Raw genomic sequence first — 16,148 nt, 5'->3', positions numbered from 1 at the left:
TCAATGCTTCCATTCTAATCACTCAATGCCTTATTTAAAGCATCGGTTAATACATTTGAAAGACTTGTACTGTCAGTTGTTTTATCTGTGTCCGTTAATGAACTGCTGCCTGTACTTGTTCCGGTTGAATTTGTGTCTCCTGTTTTATTAATCTCTGGCAGATTAATTCCTGAGCCTAATCCCCCTGTTGATGTACCATTTGTTGAAGAGTTTGTTGTTCCACTGCTTTTCGTTGAATTTGTGGTCGTACTGTCAGAGCTTGCATCCTTGGTTGAATCTGATGTACTTGAGCTAGAAGCGTCTTCTGCATTAATTTCTATTTCCGCATAGCTGCTGCCTACTACTATAGTTTGTGAAATATCAGAGTAACCCTCTGCTTTCACAATAATTCTATGTGCTCCATAATCAACAACAACCAGCTCACTATAGTCGGTTTTAGCCCCATCTACATATAGCGATGCTGTATTTGGTGTTATCGTAAATTTTAAGCTTCCTGATTTTTGTGTTTCGCTTTTTAAGTCTCCTACATCTACCACGGTTTGTTCAAAACGCTTTACTGCAATGCTTTTTGTTCCTCCAACTCCATCTTTAGCAATGGTTACCTTATGGTTTCCCTCAGAAGCTACCACCAGCATATCCTCGGTAATTGGCTTTGCACTTTCCTGTCCTACATCAATCCATCCTCCGATAAAACTGTCTTCGTTTTCGAGAATAATGTATCCATGCCCTTTTGTTACTATGACAGAGCAGATTTTCTTATTGATGCCTTTCACTGTAACAATATCAATTGGATTTAAGTCTAATAAATCTTTTTCCTCACCATTTGAGATAACAGTCAGGCTTTCGCCATATTTATACTTTTCTCCTGCTATATACATAATTTTTTCTGTTCTGTCATATGTTAAGTTCTCAACCTGGGTATATTCCCATGCATCTTCTGAAATCTCTATTTTTCTTGCTATTTTATCCTCAGAATTGTAATAAACATTAATTATTTCACCGATCTGTACCTGCTTGATTGCCAGCACACTGCTATATTTATCGGTAATATTGGTAGCCCCAGAATAGTTAATTGTAAACTTTTCTCCTGAATCTATTCTTTTAATTGTGACCGATTGGCTGCTTTCGTCAATATTGAGTAACACCCCACAATCTTCACTATTATAATTTTCCCCCCATGCTATGCTTTTGTCTGCAGCTACTAACTCAATTGTACTTGGACTATTTATATTTACTCTCTGGCATCCGCCTAATAATCCAACAGTTACAACAAAAAGCATTAATTTTACCCTTCCAGACACGATATCACCTCTTTTGTTCTCTATATCATTACGGTTATTATAACCTAATTTGCTTTAAAAGAAAACCTAAAACATTTCTATGATTTTATCTTATTTTATCATTTACTACATATAACTGCCAAATATTACTTTTAAAAAATTCCATTTTATTCTATTTTGTGCGGCAAGCATTTCTAGCTTTTCTATATTTTTTACTGGTGTCCACGCTTTATTGGAATTATAATAATGGTTTGCTATTTTCCAAAATTTTTCAGGATAAATAAATCGAATCAACAAATTTTCTATTTCATTTTTACTTAGATGTCTTACTTCATCATAGGTATTCAGCATATTTTTTCCAAGATCAATATCCCAATTATTTTTCTCTAATATTTTTCTCATAAAATTGTATAAATCCGTAACCTGAATTCCCACCCTGCACTTATCAAAATTCGTAATTGCAGGCAAACTCTTTGTAATGAGTACATTATGTTGATTATAATCACCATGACATACTGTATTTTGCCTTGCTGACTCTAAAACCAACTCATGATATTTTGACAACTTTAACCGCTCAACAGCGGCAGCTCCATCTTTTTGAAACATATTAAAAACATTAATAAAACAAATTTCATAATCTGACTTTTTATTTTTATCTCTTATAAAATTTCTAACCTTTTTTAGTTCCTTATTATGCTTCTCAAATTCTAATATTAAATCTTCATATCGATAGTTTTGTGTATTCTCTGATTGCCCTAATAACATATTGCAATGAATTGAGGCTAGTAAATTTACAGCTAATAATACTTCATTTTTATTTTTAACATCAATTTCTCTGCCCTCAAACCAATCTTTCATCACGTAGAGAGATTCATCCTTATCTTTTGTTATTAATTCTCCATCCCTATTTTGCACAAAGCAATCTATATCATAAAATTTTGAATTTTTCAGCATACTTTTAACATAGTTTTGAAAGTCTATTTTCTGACTATGGCAATTTAGTTCTTTAACAAGCTTTAACCCTTTGTCTGTTTCGCAAATAATACTTTGTCTTCCTTTATAAGTGCGAATCACATTTACATCATACTTTTCCCATATACCAAGCTCCTTATCACTCACCACAGATTCCCCCTATTAAATATTCTTCTCTATCTTATGTAGCTCATTAAGGAATTATGAATTAAGCATGACAAGATAAAAAGAAATGTAATGAGACAATTTATTTTGATTTTTTATTGTGGATGTTCGTAGAACTTTCCTATTAAATGAAAAAAGACGAGGTGCTTTGCCTTTTTACTTGGCAAATCACTCCGTCCCTTCTTTCATTTGAACTGCCTTATTTATCAGATATTCGTAATGATTACGATTTGGATGATCAATCACTTCTGCTAATAATTCATTTAAAATATCTCCAATCTGCTTACCTGGCTTGATTCCAAGAGATATCAGATCCTTTCCCGTTATGGCCAGAGTTTTTAAGGAAACACATTCCTCATCCTTACAAATTTCATAATAAAGCTTCTCAACTGACAAAAGATTTTCAAACTTTTCTTCTCTCTTATAATAGCTCTGCGCCAATATATCAGCTCTTTTTACCTTAATTAAATCAATAAAATATTCTTCACCTATTTTATGAATCGCTCTGCGAACTGCCTTTTTGGTATTCATAATATCAACATCATGATATTGAATCAAAAGACATACCCTGTTCAAAGTATCATTATCAAACCGAAGCCTTTTTAAAATTTGTCTTGTCATCTCAACTCCAAGCTCAGGATGACCGTGAAAATGATCCAAACCAGCTTTATCCGTCTTTCTAGTCCTAGGCTTAGCAATATCATGAAACAGCATAGTAAGACGAAGTACTTTCGTGTTTTCGATATACCCAACCGCCTTTAGTGTATGTTCACCCACATGATACAAATGATGAGGATTGTTTTGCTCACACAACATCATTTCGTCAAATTCAGGTAATATCACCTTAGTAATACCGGTTTCATACGCCATTTCAAGCTTTTCCGGATGCTTTGATACTATTAATTTAACAAGCTCAATCTGTATTCTTTCCGCACTGATATGAGTAAGATTTTTGGAAAACCTCTCAATTGCTTTTTTAGTTTTTTCCTCAATGTCAAAACCTAACTGAGCCGAAAATCTTACTGCTCTTAAAATTCGTAAAGCATCTTCATGAAATCGATCCTCTGCATTTCCAACACATCGAATTATTTTATGCTTGATATCCTCCATACCACCGAAAACATCTACGATTCCTTTTACCTCATTATATGCCATAGCATTGAGAGTAAAATCTCTTCGCTTTAAGTCTTCTAGCAAATTATCTGTATAAGAAACGCTATTTGGATGCCTGCTATCCCCATATTCTCCGTCAATTCGATAGGTAGTCACCTCAAAACCCTCGTGCTCTAGCATAACAGTTACTGTGCCATGTGCAATTCCTGTATCGATGGTTCGTTGAAATATTTTTTTTACCTCAATCGGCGTAGCAGAAGTAGTAATATCCCAGTCATCCGGAATTCTTCCCATAATGCTGTCACGGACACACCCACCTACTGCATAGGCGTCAAATCCATTCTCAAGCAGCCTGTTAATAATGCAATTTACTTTTTTTGGAAGTTCTATTCTCACTCTATCACCACTTATTATATATTTTAGATAACGATAGTTACTTTTTTTAATATGCTTTTCCCCAGTATACTAATTTTTTGGCTTCTTTTCCACAACAAATACATTTTTCTGAAAGTTTTTCCTGATTAAAAGGCATACAGCGTGAGGTAGCTGTTGTATCATCTTTTATTTTCAGTTCACAGGCTTCATCTCCACACCACATTGCCTTGACAAAGCCTGGTTTCGTATCTAATAATTTATTAAATTCTTCATACTCAGTAGCTTCATAAGTATGCGCATCTCTGTGTGCTCTAGCTCTTTCTAACATATCCCCTTGCATTGTTTCTAATGCTTCAGCAACTTTTGTCTCTAATTCATCCAGAGAAACAATGACCTTTTCTCTTGTATCACGTCTTACAATGACGCACTGTTTTGCCTCCAAGTCCTTTGGTCCGATTTCGATTCGCAAAGGAATCCCTCTCATCTCGGCTTCAGAGAATTTCCAGCCCGGGCTCTTATCCGTATCGTCTACCTTAACTCTAAATCCAGCCTTTAATAGCTGTTCCTTAAGAGCTGCTGACTTTTCCAAAACACCTTCCTTTTTCTGCTGGATTGGAATAATCATAATCTGAGTCGGTGCAATTCTTGGTGGAAGCACTAATCCACTGTTATCACCATGTACCATTATGATAGCACCAATCAATCTGGTTGTCATTCCCCATGATGTCTGATGTACATACTGAAGCTTATTTTCCTTATCCGTATACTGAATGCCAAATGCCTTTGCAAAGCCATCTCCGAAATTATGGCTGGTTCCTGATTGAAGTGCTTTACCATCATGCATTAATGCTTCTATGGTATAGGTAGATTCAGCACCGGCAAATTTTTCTTTGTCTGTTTTCTTTCCTTTAATTACTGGCATAGCTAAGACACTCTCACAGAAATCTGCATAGAGATTCAACATCTGAATTGTCCTTTCCTCTGATTCTTCTTCTGTAGCATGTGCAGTATGGCCTTCTTGCCATAAAAATTCTCTGGAACGCAGGAAAGGTCTGGTTGTTTTTTCCCAACGGACAACGGAGCACCATTGATTATACAGTCTTGGCAAATCTCTGTGTGACTGGATATCCTTTGCATAAAAATCGCAGAATAGTGTTTCAGATGTAGGTCTTACACACATTCTTTCCTGTAACGGTTCTAAACCTCCATGCGTTACCCAGGCTACTTCCGGAGCAAACCCCTCTACATGATCCTTTTCTACCTGAAGCAGACTTTCTGGAATAAACATCGGCATATATACATTTTCTACTCCTGTTGCTTTAAATCGAGTATCAAGCTCCTTTTGAATATTCTCCCAAATAGCATATCCTGCCGGCTTGATTACCATACATCCTTTTACGCTGGAATAGTCAATCAACTCTGCTTTTTTTACTACATCTGTATACCATTGCGCAAAATCCTCCTCCATTGAGGTAATTGCTTCTACCAATTTCTTTTCGTTTGCCATATTTTTGGCTCCTTTCCAAAGTTTTGTAATATCTAAGAATACAACTATTTTTTTCTTTAATCACTCAACATTCTATAACAAAGCGGACAAGTCAGCATCAGCTCCCTAATCTTTCACTCATGAGGGACTTGGCCGCTTTGCCGCGCCGAATGCTGTCACGCAGTGACATTTTTCCACTTGCATTCGTGCGCATCCTGCGGAGCATTTTTATGTAATAGGACACAATATCCTATTACATAAAAAAGCCCTTCAAATCCCCTGAAAGGGACCGAAAGGCTATATCGGCGGTACCACCCTAATTAACTGTTTAAAACAGCTCTGCTTAGATTCTTTATCGCAGAATATACGCTATACTTTCATATAGAGCTCAAAGGCAGGTTCTATAAAATCCAAACAAGAGTCTCACACCATTAACTCTCTCTCTGAGATTTTCATTTATATACTATTCCTCGTCATTGCCATGTTTAAAGGTAAATTCACATTCTTTATGATGTATTCTATGCCATCATGTTTCATTTGTCAACCCGTAATATATTCTTACTTTTATTCTCCCAAGCAAAACTTATTGTAATATTTGTCAATAATCTGGCTTATATCCGCTGTGACTGCCTCTGTCATTTCACCCAGTCCAAGCTGCTTTACACTATCTAGACACAGTTGTTTGCATTGATCACAAATGTTTGTGTAATCATTTTGATAGTACCGTTTGCGAAGTGAAATAAGGAAAAAGGTTTTCCAGCATAAAGATGTATAAGCCCTTACTTTTGCTTTCGCACTTTGAAACTGTACTTGTGCCAGCAATTCTGTAAAGCCCGTATGTTGTGCAAAACGACTTTCGTAATTTCTGTATTTTATCTCTGAGGCAACTTCATCTTCTGATTTTCCATGCTCGAAAATCGGGAGATTGTATTTACAAAAATCATAGTGTAAGCAAAGATACATATCCACAAATTCGTGAGGGTAATATAAATAGGCTATATTATCTTTGTATGTTTCATTCAGTTTCTTGGAAAATTCTTCCGTAATAAAATCAGTTCGATAAATAATTCCTGTCATATAATTATTACCAAGAAAGAATTTATTAAATGCTTCATCTCCTGCTCTGGCATATACCTCCCCACCATCACTATAATATGCTCCTATTCCTGCTGACCTTACTACACCCAGAGATTCGTTATATTTGAGCAAATTGATATATTCGCGAATATTTTCGATTATCACATTATCCTCATCACTGATTAACATGGCATATTTTCCGTTTGCCATTAAAATAACCTTCCAAAAATTTCCTAAAAAAAGTTGATTTTCTTCAAACTCATTATAAATAATTCTTTCATCCCGTTTTGCATATTCCTTGATTTTGGCATATCCTTCTTGATTCCTTATACTACCGTTGTTTGATATTACAAATTCTACCTCTAACTCCTTTGGTACATCCATTAACCGTTCGATTAGTTCAAGTGCTCTGTGCCCTCTGTTATAGGACGGAATACAAATACTTAGTATAATCTCCTTTTTGGTATCTATATTTAGTATCTTCTGTTTTATTTCTGAAGCAGTTGTTGCTGCTTCTATTACAGGTACGACATTTTGTGCCAGCTTAGCAAGCATGCTCCTGCCTAAGTCTATCACACACATTGGCTTTAATTGTTCAATTGTATCAATCAGGGTATCAATCGTTGCTTTATCCGGCATATTATTATCACACTGAAAATAGGGTATGGAAACCCCTTTCCAATTTATTGACTGTTCATATATTTTGTCCTGTATGTATTCTGACGTATGAATCTGATAATATTCAACTGCACCTTTTTGTGAAAGCCGTTCTGCTGTATTAATTAGTAACACATTCTTGTGTAAATCTGTTATGACAGCTTTACTGCATTCCAATGCTTTTAAGGTACTCTCATCCTCTTCTTCAATAAATTTATCTGTGATAATTATAATTAAATTTTCATTTCTCTGATCCTTTGGTATCATACTTAACTCTTTAAAATCATCTAATTTAAACAAGTCTGCTGAAGAATTATAAAGTCTCCACATTAAATATCGTCTTTGCGTGGATGGAATGTTATTTTCTTCTAGTAAAAACCTTATTTGGTGGTAAATAAAAAATTTTGTATTTGCTTTTAAATGCGTATTTCTAACCACAAAATCAATATACTGGCACATTAACTCATCACTAAATTCGTATCTGCACAAAAAAGAATATATATAAACGCTAATATAAGTTCTTTTTTCACTGATATACTGAAGAAGGGTGATAGCAACTGACTGAGACAAAGTTTCATCCGTAGCCTCTTTTTGCAAATATAAGTCATCTAATAAACGTTTAAATTTGGGTGAAACATAATCATAGTATAATAGTACTTCCTCGTTGATTTCACCTATAAGTTCTTCTATTACCTGCAAATTTTCCATAAGATTTTACCTTTCCGTTATGATTTTTATATTAATATTGTCTTATGACCACAACATCAATAATATTTATTAAATATTTGAAAAATATCACCTTCCGGCTCTATTTTAAAAATCATTTTCTCTTTCGTTTTTGGATGTAAAAATTCAAGCTTATAAGCACATAATGCAGGTGTAACATTTCTTTGGTTCAAGAATTTTTGATTGTATTTAACGTCACCCCATAGAGGAAAACCTGCATTTGCCATTTGAACCCTGATTTGATGATGCCTTCCAGTAATCAATTCAATTTCTGCTAAGGATAGATTATCAATCGTATTCAAAACTCGATAGATAAGCTCACTTTTTTTTGCATCCTTTGTCTCTTTATTTACTACAGAAGATGTATTTGTCTTTCCGTTTTTCAGTAAATAATCAACTAACTTTTCTTCTTTATTATCCATCTTACCGCACAATACTGACAGATAAAATTTCTTCATTTTATTTTGACTGATCTGCTTACTTAGCTCAGCTGCTGCAAATGGATTCTTTGCAAATACCATAACCCCTTCAACAGGTTGGTCTAATCTGTGAACTACTCCAATATAGGAACTGCCCGATTTGTCTTTTACATAATTTCTTAATTGACTGACCAGATCAATTTCTCCTATTTTAGCTGTTTCAACAGCCATATTTTTCCTTTTTTTACATATTATTACATAATTATCTTCAAAAATTATATTTAGGTTCATTCTATTTTACCATTTCCCTGTTTTTTCTTTGAATCTATTGAAAAATTCATGCTTATATGGTAGTATTTGTTACAAATGTTCTAACTATATTTATAAAATATAATTACCATACGTTTACTATGACATTATACAATTATTTTTAATGATACACAACATTCGACTTAGGAGCGTTTATTAATGAGATACATCCCTATACATAATATAAAACCCGGTATGGTACTTGGAAAAACTATTTTTGATAAAAATGGTATCAAGCTGCTAAACATGGGTAACTTAATTACAAATGATTATCTGGAACGTATCAAGTCTTTAGGATATCCTGGCTTGTATATTGATGATGAGCTATCTAAAGACCTTCAAATTGATAATATCATTATCGATACGCTAAAAAATGAGGCGGTACAATCCTTAAAAAAAATTTTTGTATCTACCTCCACAGACTCTTCCTCTTATCAGGATGAAATCAATTTTCTTTCTTCTAATTTATTAAAAATTATTGATGAAATTATTTCCAATAAAGATGTCATTGTAAATATGGTAGATTTAAAAATATATGACGATTATACCTATTATCATAGCGTAAACGTTGCTATCTTGTCACTTATCGTAGGAAATGCGCTTAAATTTCATAGAGCAATGCTGATACAGCTTGGCATGGCAGCAATATTACATGATATTGGTAAGAAATTTACACCAATCGAAATTTTATCAAAGCCGGGGATGCTAACCGATGAGGAATTCGATATTATTAAAGAACATCCTACGAATGGTTACCATTTCATTAAAAGATTTTTTCCAAGTATTTCTTCTGCTACTTACGTTGGCATTTTGCAACATCATGAACGCTATGACGGCTCTGGCTATCCATCCGGCGCACAGGGGGAAGGAATTTCATTATTAGGACGTATTTTAGCGGTATGTGACGTATATGATGCCCTTGTATCTGACCGTCCGTATCATAAGGCTTACCTTCCTTCGGAGGCTCTGGAGTTTATTCAAGGCGGTTCGGGAAGCATGTTTGATCCTGCCATTGTAATTACTTTTTGTTATAAAGTAGCATCGTATCCTTTAGGCACAGCAGTAACCTTAAGTAATGGAGAGGTTGGCATCGTTGTTGAAAATTACGAAGAATTTAATACACGTCCTAAAGTTAAAATAGTAAAAAATAATATAGTAACTCATTATATTGATCTAAAATCAGACTATAATGCAAGAAATATTACAATCGTAGGTATTGCAAATCTATAGCTTTCACTCAATTGTTGTGAATTTTTACATAATAAGTACTATCTATATTCGTAAAAGAGCGTTTGTAATTTTATATGTTCAAAAAGACTTTTGAAAAAGAATTTAATTCCTTTACAAAAGCCTTTTTATCGTTAAACAGTTTATTATGTATGTACCTGCTTTTCTGAAGCTTTCATCACACCTTAAAGCGGTAACCTACTCCCCAAATAGTCTCAATATACTGTGGTTTGGCAGTATTGTATTCGATTTTCTCTCTGATTTTTTTGATATGTACGGTTACGGTAGCAATATCTCCAATAGATTCCATGTCCCAAATTTTGTTGAATAATTCTTCTTTTGTAAAAACATGGTTTGGGTTTTGTGCTAAAAAGGTAAGTAAATCAAATTCTTTCGTTGTAAATGTTTTCTCTTCATCATTTACATAAACACGTCGTGCCGTCTTATCGATTTTAATTCCTCTGATTTCAATCATTTCGTTTTCTTGTGAGTTACTTCCTATTAATCTTTCATAACGAGACATATGCGCCTTTACTCTTGCAACAAGCTCGCTAGGACTAAAAGGCTTTGTCATATAATCGTCTGCGCCCAATCCTAGTCCTCTTATCTTATCAATATCGTCCTTCTTTGCTGAAACCATAATAATGGGTGTGTTTTTAGTTTCTCTTACTTTTTTACATATCTCAAAGCCATCCACATTTGGTAACATTAAATCTAAAATAAGCAAATCAAATTCTTCATTAAGCGCTCTTTTCAGCCCTACATCTCCCGTATTTTCAACCTCTACCTGAAATCCACTAAGCTCTAAATAATCCTTCTCCAAATCTGCTATACTTTCCTCGTCCTCTACTATAAGAATCTTACTCATACATCTGAACCTCCTGATACTTTCTTAGTTTAAAATACATTACTGTTCCTGTTAACTCTTTACTTGTTGCCCAGATTTCACCACCATGATCTTCAATTATCTTTTTTACAATAGACAGACCAATTCCACTTCCCCCTTTAGCGGAATTTCTCGAAGTATCTGTACGATAAAATCTGTCAAAAATATATGGCAATTCATTTTCCCCTATTCCTTTACCATTGTCTTCTATCTCAACTAGTATAAAGTCTCCGTCATCTCTTATTCTAATATTTATAAAGCCTTTTGGCTTATCTAAATATTTTATAGAGTTACCTACAATATTATTAATTACTCGCTTTAATTGCTCTGCATCTGCAATGATTTGTGTTTTAACGGGTGCATAATTAAAAAATGCAAGCTCTATATTTTTTGATTCCAAATCCAGTCCAACTTCATCAATGCAATCATTAAAATAGCTCTCAACGTTTAATTTCGTGAACGTATAAGGAATACGATTGGTATCAATTTTAGAATAAAAAGTTAATTCATTAATTAATCTGTCCATCTCATTTGATTTATTATATATTGTTTTGATATACTTTTCCATTTTCTCCGGCGTATCTGCTACTCCATCAATAATACCTTCCACATAACCTTTAACCGCTGTAATCGGAGTTTTTAAATCATGTGAAATATTACTGATCAGTTCCTTGCTTTCACTGTCATATTTTACCTTCTCTTCTGCCTGTAGCTTGAGTCTTTCTCTCAATTCATCAAAATCATCTGCCAGTTCTTCAATTTCTTTTACTGCCTTGACCTGAACCACAAAGTCAAGATTACCTTCTTTAATGCTTTGAGTAGCTTCTTTAATTTGAGAAATCGGAATTGAAATACTTTTATATAAATTGCTTGTTATGATAGCAACAGATAGAACTAAAATTACTATCATGAGATACATAAACAATTCAAGCATCTTTCTCATACTGATAATTTGATCACTTAAATATGTAACAATATAAATCGTTCCTGCCTCATTATTTGGATATTGAAATTTAATTTCTCTTATAAAAGACAGTACTTTATGGTTCACATACACCATTTTCTCCAGACCATTATTTAAGATAATATATTCCTTCCAGTTATAGAATGAATTAATTTCTTGATCATTCCATAACTGATTCTCCTCACCAAAAACAAAAAATTTATTTTTCTCAACCAAAAGAAAAGAATCCTTTTTTAACAATTGCTCATTTATCTCCTCTAAATAACTGATATCCATAAGTTTTTCCGGAGCAATTGCTGCCACTTGATTTAGCTTTTCATAAGCTTCATCGGTTAATCGACTAAAATATCGAACTGGATTAGTTATTATTTCGAAGCCATGACTATCAATATGATAAAAATTTTCTGTGTTTTTTATACTAATAAAACTTAAAAAACCAATAACAATGACAGTTATAATAATAGGTACTACGATTAATGATAAAAATGTAAAAAATATACGAGTTTTTAATTTCATATAAGAAATTCCCTCTCACGAAATAATTTCAGACTTTTTCACAAAAATTTTAATTTTAATATACATTATATCATATTTATTAAATCTACTAAAGGAATATAATATAAATTTAACTAAATGTTTTTACTTATTTCATATTTATTCTTATACTCTTTTGGCGAAATTCCATATTCTTTCTTAAATGCCCGATAAAAGCTGGAGTAATCATTAAAACCATACCGCCTATAGACATTGCTGATTATTTCGCTTCCTAATATAGCATCCTTACATATCTGCAGCCTTTTTTTCATAATGTACTGATGAATGGATATACCAATATTATTTTTAAAAGCATGTGCAATATAATACTTACTAACATAAAATTCACTTGCAAGCTTCTCTAATGATAAATCTTCTTCAATATGCTCGTTGATATAATCGCATAAATTTAAATACAATGCCTTTTCTGTCTTAAAAGGCTTATTTGTATTGTGATCATAAGCAATACGATTTAAATACATAAGTAAGCTGTTAAGCCTGAGAAAAATCTCAGCTTCACGTCCAAATCTCTCACTCTTAATTTCTTCAATCAAACTAAATATCATGGACTGCATAGCATTAAAATTAATGATATCATTATGAAATACATAATTCTTGGTAATTAAGACATGCTGCATAATATAACCATAATCCTTTGATATTTGCATAAGCTCATTGAGATACTCTTTACTAATCCAAAGTACAAATCGCCTGTAGGGCTTACTTTCATTAATAAAGCTTGGATTATGGCTTGTTCCCGGTGGTATCAAAACAAAGTCTGCATGTTTAATACGGTAGCATTTATCATCAACACATAAATCAATATCGCCTTCCAAAAAAAAATAAAATTCATAATAATCATGCGTGTGAGGCTGAACCGGAGATAACACTTTATCGCTATAATAATATATTTCAAAGTCTTTTGACAGCATATATTGTCTTGTACTAAACTTAGTTTGCAATTTTTTCTTCATTCTGTTACCTCCCTGCAACTAGCTTAACAGAATATAGCAAGTTTTGCAATGTATATAACAACTCTATCAATTGGATATTTACAAATATGAAGTATAATATGATTATATGATACCAAAGTGCGTAACAATCCGCAGGTATCGGGGGGACAAAATACCTTTTGACCTCAACATCATTACATTTTAAAATAAATGATAAAAGGATGGGATAAACAATGGAAATGACACTTAGATGGTACGGCAGTAAGCATGATAGTGTAACACTAGAACAAATCAGACAAATTCCTGGTGTAACAGGCGTAATCACTACACTTTACGACTCAAAACCGGGTGAAGTTTGGAGCGTGGATGAAATACGCGCAATGAAAGAAGAGATAGCAAAAGCAGGACTTCATGTATCAGGCATTGAAAGTGTTAATATACATGATGCAATTAAAGTCGGCTCTCCCGACAGAGACATGTATATTGATCATTATATTCAAACACTTGAAAATCTGGGTAAAGAAGACCTTCACCTTGTATGCTATAATTTCATGCCTGTATTTGACTGGACTCGTTCTGAATTAGCAAGAAAAAGAGCCGATGGTTCGACCGTTCTTGCATACAATCAAGACGATATTGATAAAATAAATCCTGAAAACATGTTTGAATCAATTGATTCTAGTTCGAACGGATTTGTTCTTCCTGGCTGGGAGCCTGAAAGAATGAGCAAAATTAAGGAACTGTTTGCAATGTATCAAGATGTTGATAGTGAAAAGCTTTTTGAAAATTTAAAATATTTTCTTCAACGTATTATGCCTACCTGCGACAAGTATGATATTAATATGGCAATTCATCCAGATGATCCTGCCTGGAGTGTATTCGGACTTCCTCGTATCATTATAAACTTAGAAAACATTCAACGCATGATGAAGATGGTTGATAATCCACATAATGGAATCACTTTTTGTTCCGGATCCTATGGAACCAATCTGGCTAATAACCTTCCCGAAATGATTCGTGCTTTAAAGGGGAGAATTCACTTTGCACACGTTAGAAATTTGAAATTTAACTCTCCGACTGATTTTGAAGAATCTGCTCATTTATCGTCAGATGGTACCTTTGATATGTTTGAAATTATGAAAGCTCTTTACGATATTGGCTTTGAAGGACCAATTCGTCCAGACCATGGAAGAATGATCTGGGGCGAAGTGGCAATGCCTGGATACGGCTTATATGACCGTGCTCTTGGTGCAACCTATTTAAATGGATTATGGGAAGCTATATTAAAAAGCTGCCGATAACATAAACGGAGGAGTTTCTATGAAATTATTACAATCTGATTTATCAAATAAAGCGGAATGGGAGGCATTGGGCTATGAGCTTCCCCAATTTGACAGTGCTTTGGTTAAAAAAGCCACTAAAGAAAATCCTTTCTGGATACACTTTGGCTCCGGCAATATTTTTCGTGCTTTTCAGGCAAATGTTGTACAAACTTTGCTCAATAAAAACATATTAGACAGAGGTTTAATTGTAGCAGAAGGTTATGATTATGAAATAATAGAAAAAATAAATCATCCTCATGATGATTTAAGCATTTTAGTAACTCTTAAGTCCGATGGCAGCGTTTCCAAAACTGTAGTTGGAAGTGTTGTGGAATCTTTAACAGTGAATTCTCATAATAGAAAAGATTTTGACAGGCTGAAAGAAATATTTAAAGCAAACTCTCTGCAAATGGTTTCCTTTACCATCACAGAAAAGGGGTACAGCCTTGTGGATGGACTTGGCAAAGAACTGCCTAATGTAACACAGGATATGTTAAATGGTCCTGCTGACCCAGAAAGCTACATTGGAAAGGTTGCTTCCTTATTATATACCCGATTTCAAAATGGCAAGAAGCCGATTGCTATGGTAAGTATGGATAATTGTTCTCACAACGGTGATAAATTATATGATGCTATGATTGCCTTTGGTAAGAGTTGGGAGGAAAATGGACTTGTGGAAAAAGGATTTTGTGAATACCTGAATGATTCTTCTAATGTCTCATTCCCTTGTACGATGATAGACAAAATCACTCCCAGACCGGATTCCTTTGTTTGTGACCTTCTAAATAAAGATGGATTAGTAGGACTTGCTCCTCTTGTTACCACCAAAAACACCTACATTGCTCCTTTTGTAAATGCTGAGGAATGTGAATACCTGGTGATTGAAGACAGCTTTCCAAACGGTAGACCAGCACTAGAAAAGGGAGGATTTATTTTTACCACCAGAGAAACCGTAGATAAGGTAGAACGAATGAAAGTGTGTACCTGCTTAAATCCTTTGCATACTGCACTTGCAATATTTGGATGTTTACTTGGCTATGATTTGATTTCAAAAGAAATGCAAAACCCTATCCTTAAGAAGCTAGTAGAACTGATTGGATATCAAGAAGGTTTGCCTGTTGTTGTAAATCCAGGTATTATTAATCCCAAAGAATTTATTGATACAGTTGTAAATGTGCGTATTCCTAATCCATTTATGCCTGATACACCGCAAAGAATCGCAACTGATACATCACAAAAACTGGCAATCCGCTTTGGAGAAACCATAAAGGCTTACGTGGCTTCTTCCGATTTGAATGTATTGGATTTAAAATATATTCCTCTTGTTTTCGCAGGATGGCTTCGTTATCTTATGGCAATAGATGATAAGGGTAACTCATTTGAATTAAGCCCGGATCCATTATTGGATCGTGTATGCCCTTATGTAAATACAATAAAACTTGGTGATCATGTAGATGCATACAGCAGTTTAAAGCCACTACTTCAGGACAAAACTATATTTGGTATTGATTTGTGTGAAGTTGGACTGGCAAAGCTTGTTTGTGATTATTTTGCAGAAATGATTATCGGTGAAGGCGCAATTGAGGCGGCCTTAAATAAATATGTAACAATCTAACAAAGTGACAAGCCACTTATAACTCCTTAATCATAAAGTTATAAGGGACTTGCCACTTTGTCTTATTT

General features: G+C 33.9%; 12 protein-coding genes and 1 other annotated feature. Of the genes, 3 read left to right on the top strand and 9 right to left on the bottom strand.

The window, feature by feature from the left end:
* Positions 1–14: 14 nt before the first annotated feature.
* The 6 genes from C8E03_RS10150 to C8E03_RS10125 form a co-directional block, all read right to left on the bottom strand.
* Positions 15–1,301 (bottom strand): hypothetical protein, encoded by a 1,287-nt coding sequence (locus C8E03_RS10150; protein WP_094377751.1) that lies wholly within the window; start codon positions 1,299–1,301, stop codon positions 15–17.
* Positions 1,302–1,406: 105 nt separating this feature from the next.
* Positions 1,407–2,402 carry a CotS family spore coat protein gene (locus C8E03_RS10145; protein WP_094377750.1) on the bottom strand — a complete coding sequence of 332 codons (996 nt, stop codon included), beginning with the start codon at positions 2,400–2,402 and terminating at the stop codon, positions 1,407–1,409.
* A gap of 183 nt (positions 2,403–2,585) precedes the next feature.
* The gene (locus C8E03_RS10140; protein WP_094377749.1) at positions 2,586–3,926 is read right to left on the bottom strand and encodes a CCA tRNA nucleotidyltransferase; all 1,341 of its coding nucleotides are present in this window, start codon (positions 3,924–3,926) and stop codon (positions 2,586–2,588) included.
* Positions 3,927–3,972: 46 nt separating this feature from the next.
* Positions 3,973–5,412, bottom strand: coding sequence for a proline--tRNA ligase (gene proS, locus C8E03_RS10135; protein WP_094377748.1), 1,440 nt, complete (start codon positions 5,410–5,412; stop codon positions 3,973–3,975).
* A 260-nt stretch (positions 5,413–5,672) separates the two neighbouring features.
* Positions 5,673–5,877 (bottom strand) — a binding site (T-box leader).
* 78 nt (positions 5,878–5,955) lie between these two features.
* The gene (locus C8E03_RS10130) at positions 5,956–7,833 is read right to left on the bottom strand and encodes a glycosyltransferase (RefSeq protein ID WP_110290989.1); all 1,878 of its coding nucleotides are present in this window, start codon (positions 7,831–7,833) and stop codon (positions 5,956–5,958) included.
* Positions 7,834–7,889: 56 nt separating this feature from the next.
* Positions 7,890–8,561: an RluA family pseudouridine synthase gene (locus tag C8E03_RS10125; RefSeq protein ID WP_094377746.1), complete on the bottom strand. Its 672-nt coding sequence runs from the start codon at positions 8,559–8,561 to the stop codon at positions 7,890–7,892.
* Positions 8,562–8,738: 177 nt separating this feature from the next.
* Here C8E03_RS10125 and C8E03_RS10120 point away from each other — a divergent pair, with 177 nt between their 5' ends.
* The gene (locus tag C8E03_RS10120) at positions 8,739–9,809 is read left to right on the top strand and encodes an HD-GYP domain-containing protein (RefSeq protein WP_094377745.1); all 1,071 of its coding nucleotides are present in this window, start codon (positions 8,739–8,741) and stop codon (positions 9,807–9,809) included.
* Positions 9,810–9,984: 175 nt separating this feature from the next.
* Here C8E03_RS10120 and C8E03_RS10115 read toward each other — a convergent pair whose 3' ends face one another.
* The 3 genes from C8E03_RS10115 to C8E03_RS10105 form a co-directional block, all read right to left on the bottom strand.
* The gene (locus C8E03_RS10115) at positions 9,985–10,674 is read right to left on the bottom strand and encodes a response regulator transcription factor (RefSeq protein ID WP_094377744.1); all 690 of its coding nucleotides are present in this window, start codon (positions 10,672–10,674) and stop codon (positions 9,985–9,987) included.
* Positions 10,667–12,172, bottom strand: coding sequence for a sensor histidine kinase (locus tag C8E03_RS10110; protein WP_110290988.1), 1,506 nt, complete (start codon positions 12,170–12,172; stop codon positions 10,667–10,669). The genes C8E03_RS10115 and C8E03_RS10110 overlap by 8 nt, the downstream gene beginning before the upstream one ends.
* 113 nt (positions 12,173–12,285) lie before the next feature.
* Positions 12,286–13,164: a helix-turn-helix domain-containing protein gene (locus C8E03_RS10105; protein WP_094377742.1), complete on the bottom strand. Its 879-nt coding sequence runs from the start codon at positions 13,162–13,164 to the stop codon at positions 12,286–12,288.
* 212 nt (positions 13,165–13,376) lie between these two features.
* Here C8E03_RS10105 and uxuA point away from each other — a divergent pair, with 212 nt between their 5' ends.
* Positions 13,377–14,444, top strand: a complete 1,068-nt coding sequence (uxuA, locus tag C8E03_RS10100) for a mannonate dehydratase (RefSeq protein WP_094377741.1) — start codon at positions 13,377–13,379, stop codon at positions 14,442–14,444.
* A 19-nt stretch (positions 14,445–14,463) separates the two neighbouring features.
* Positions 14,464–16,080, top strand: coding sequence for a mannitol dehydrogenase family protein (locus C8E03_RS10095; protein WP_110290987.1), 1,617 nt, complete (start codon positions 14,464–14,466; stop codon positions 16,078–16,080).
* The last annotated feature ends 68 nt before the right edge of the window (positions 16,081–16,148 follow it).

Source organism: Lachnotalea glycerini, assembly GCF_003201285.1.
Classification (GTDB): domain Bacteria; phylum Bacillota; class Clostridia; order Lachnospirales; family Lachnospiraceae; genus Lachnotalea; species Lachnotalea glycerini.
This window is presented reverse-complemented; position numbering and strand designations above follow the sequence as displayed.

What these genes read in the sequence shown, in the direction of transcription:
- C8E03_RS10110 (WP_110290988.1), bottom strand. Translation starts at nt 12,172, where the DNA reads ATGAAATTAAAAACTCGTATATTTTTTACATTTTTATCATTAATCGTA.
- C8E03_RS10130 (WP_110290989.1), bottom strand. Translation starts at nt 7,833, where the DNA reads ATGGAAAATTTGCAGGTAATAGAAGAACTTATAGGTGAAATCAACGAG.
- C8E03_RS10125 (WP_094377746.1), bottom strand. Translation starts at nt 8,561, where the DNA reads ATGAACCTAAATATAATTTTTGAAGATAATTATGTAATAATATGTAAA.
- C8E03_RS10105 (WP_094377742.1), bottom strand. Translation starts at nt 13,164, where the DNA reads ATGAAGAAAAAATTGCAAACTAAGTTTAGTACAAGACAATATATGCTG.
- C8E03_RS10095 (WP_110290987.1), top strand. Translation starts at nt 14,464, where the DNA reads ATGAAATTATTACAATCTGATTTATCAAATAAAGCGGAATGGGAGGCA.
- proS (WP_094377748.1), bottom strand. Translation starts at nt 5,412, where the DNA reads ATGGCAAACGAAAAGAAATTGGTAGAAGCAATTACCTCAATGGAGGAG.
- uxuA (WP_094377741.1), top strand. Translation starts at nt 13,377, where the DNA reads ATGGAAATGACACTTAGATGGTACGGCAGTAAGCATGATAGTGTAACA.
- C8E03_RS10120 (WP_094377745.1), top strand. Translation starts at nt 8,739, where the DNA reads ATGAGATACATCCCTATACATAATATAAAACCCGGTATGGTACTTGGA.
- C8E03_RS10115 (WP_094377744.1), bottom strand. Translation starts at nt 10,674, where the DNA reads ATGAGTAAGATTCTTATAGTAGAGGACGAGGAAAGTATAGCAGATTTG.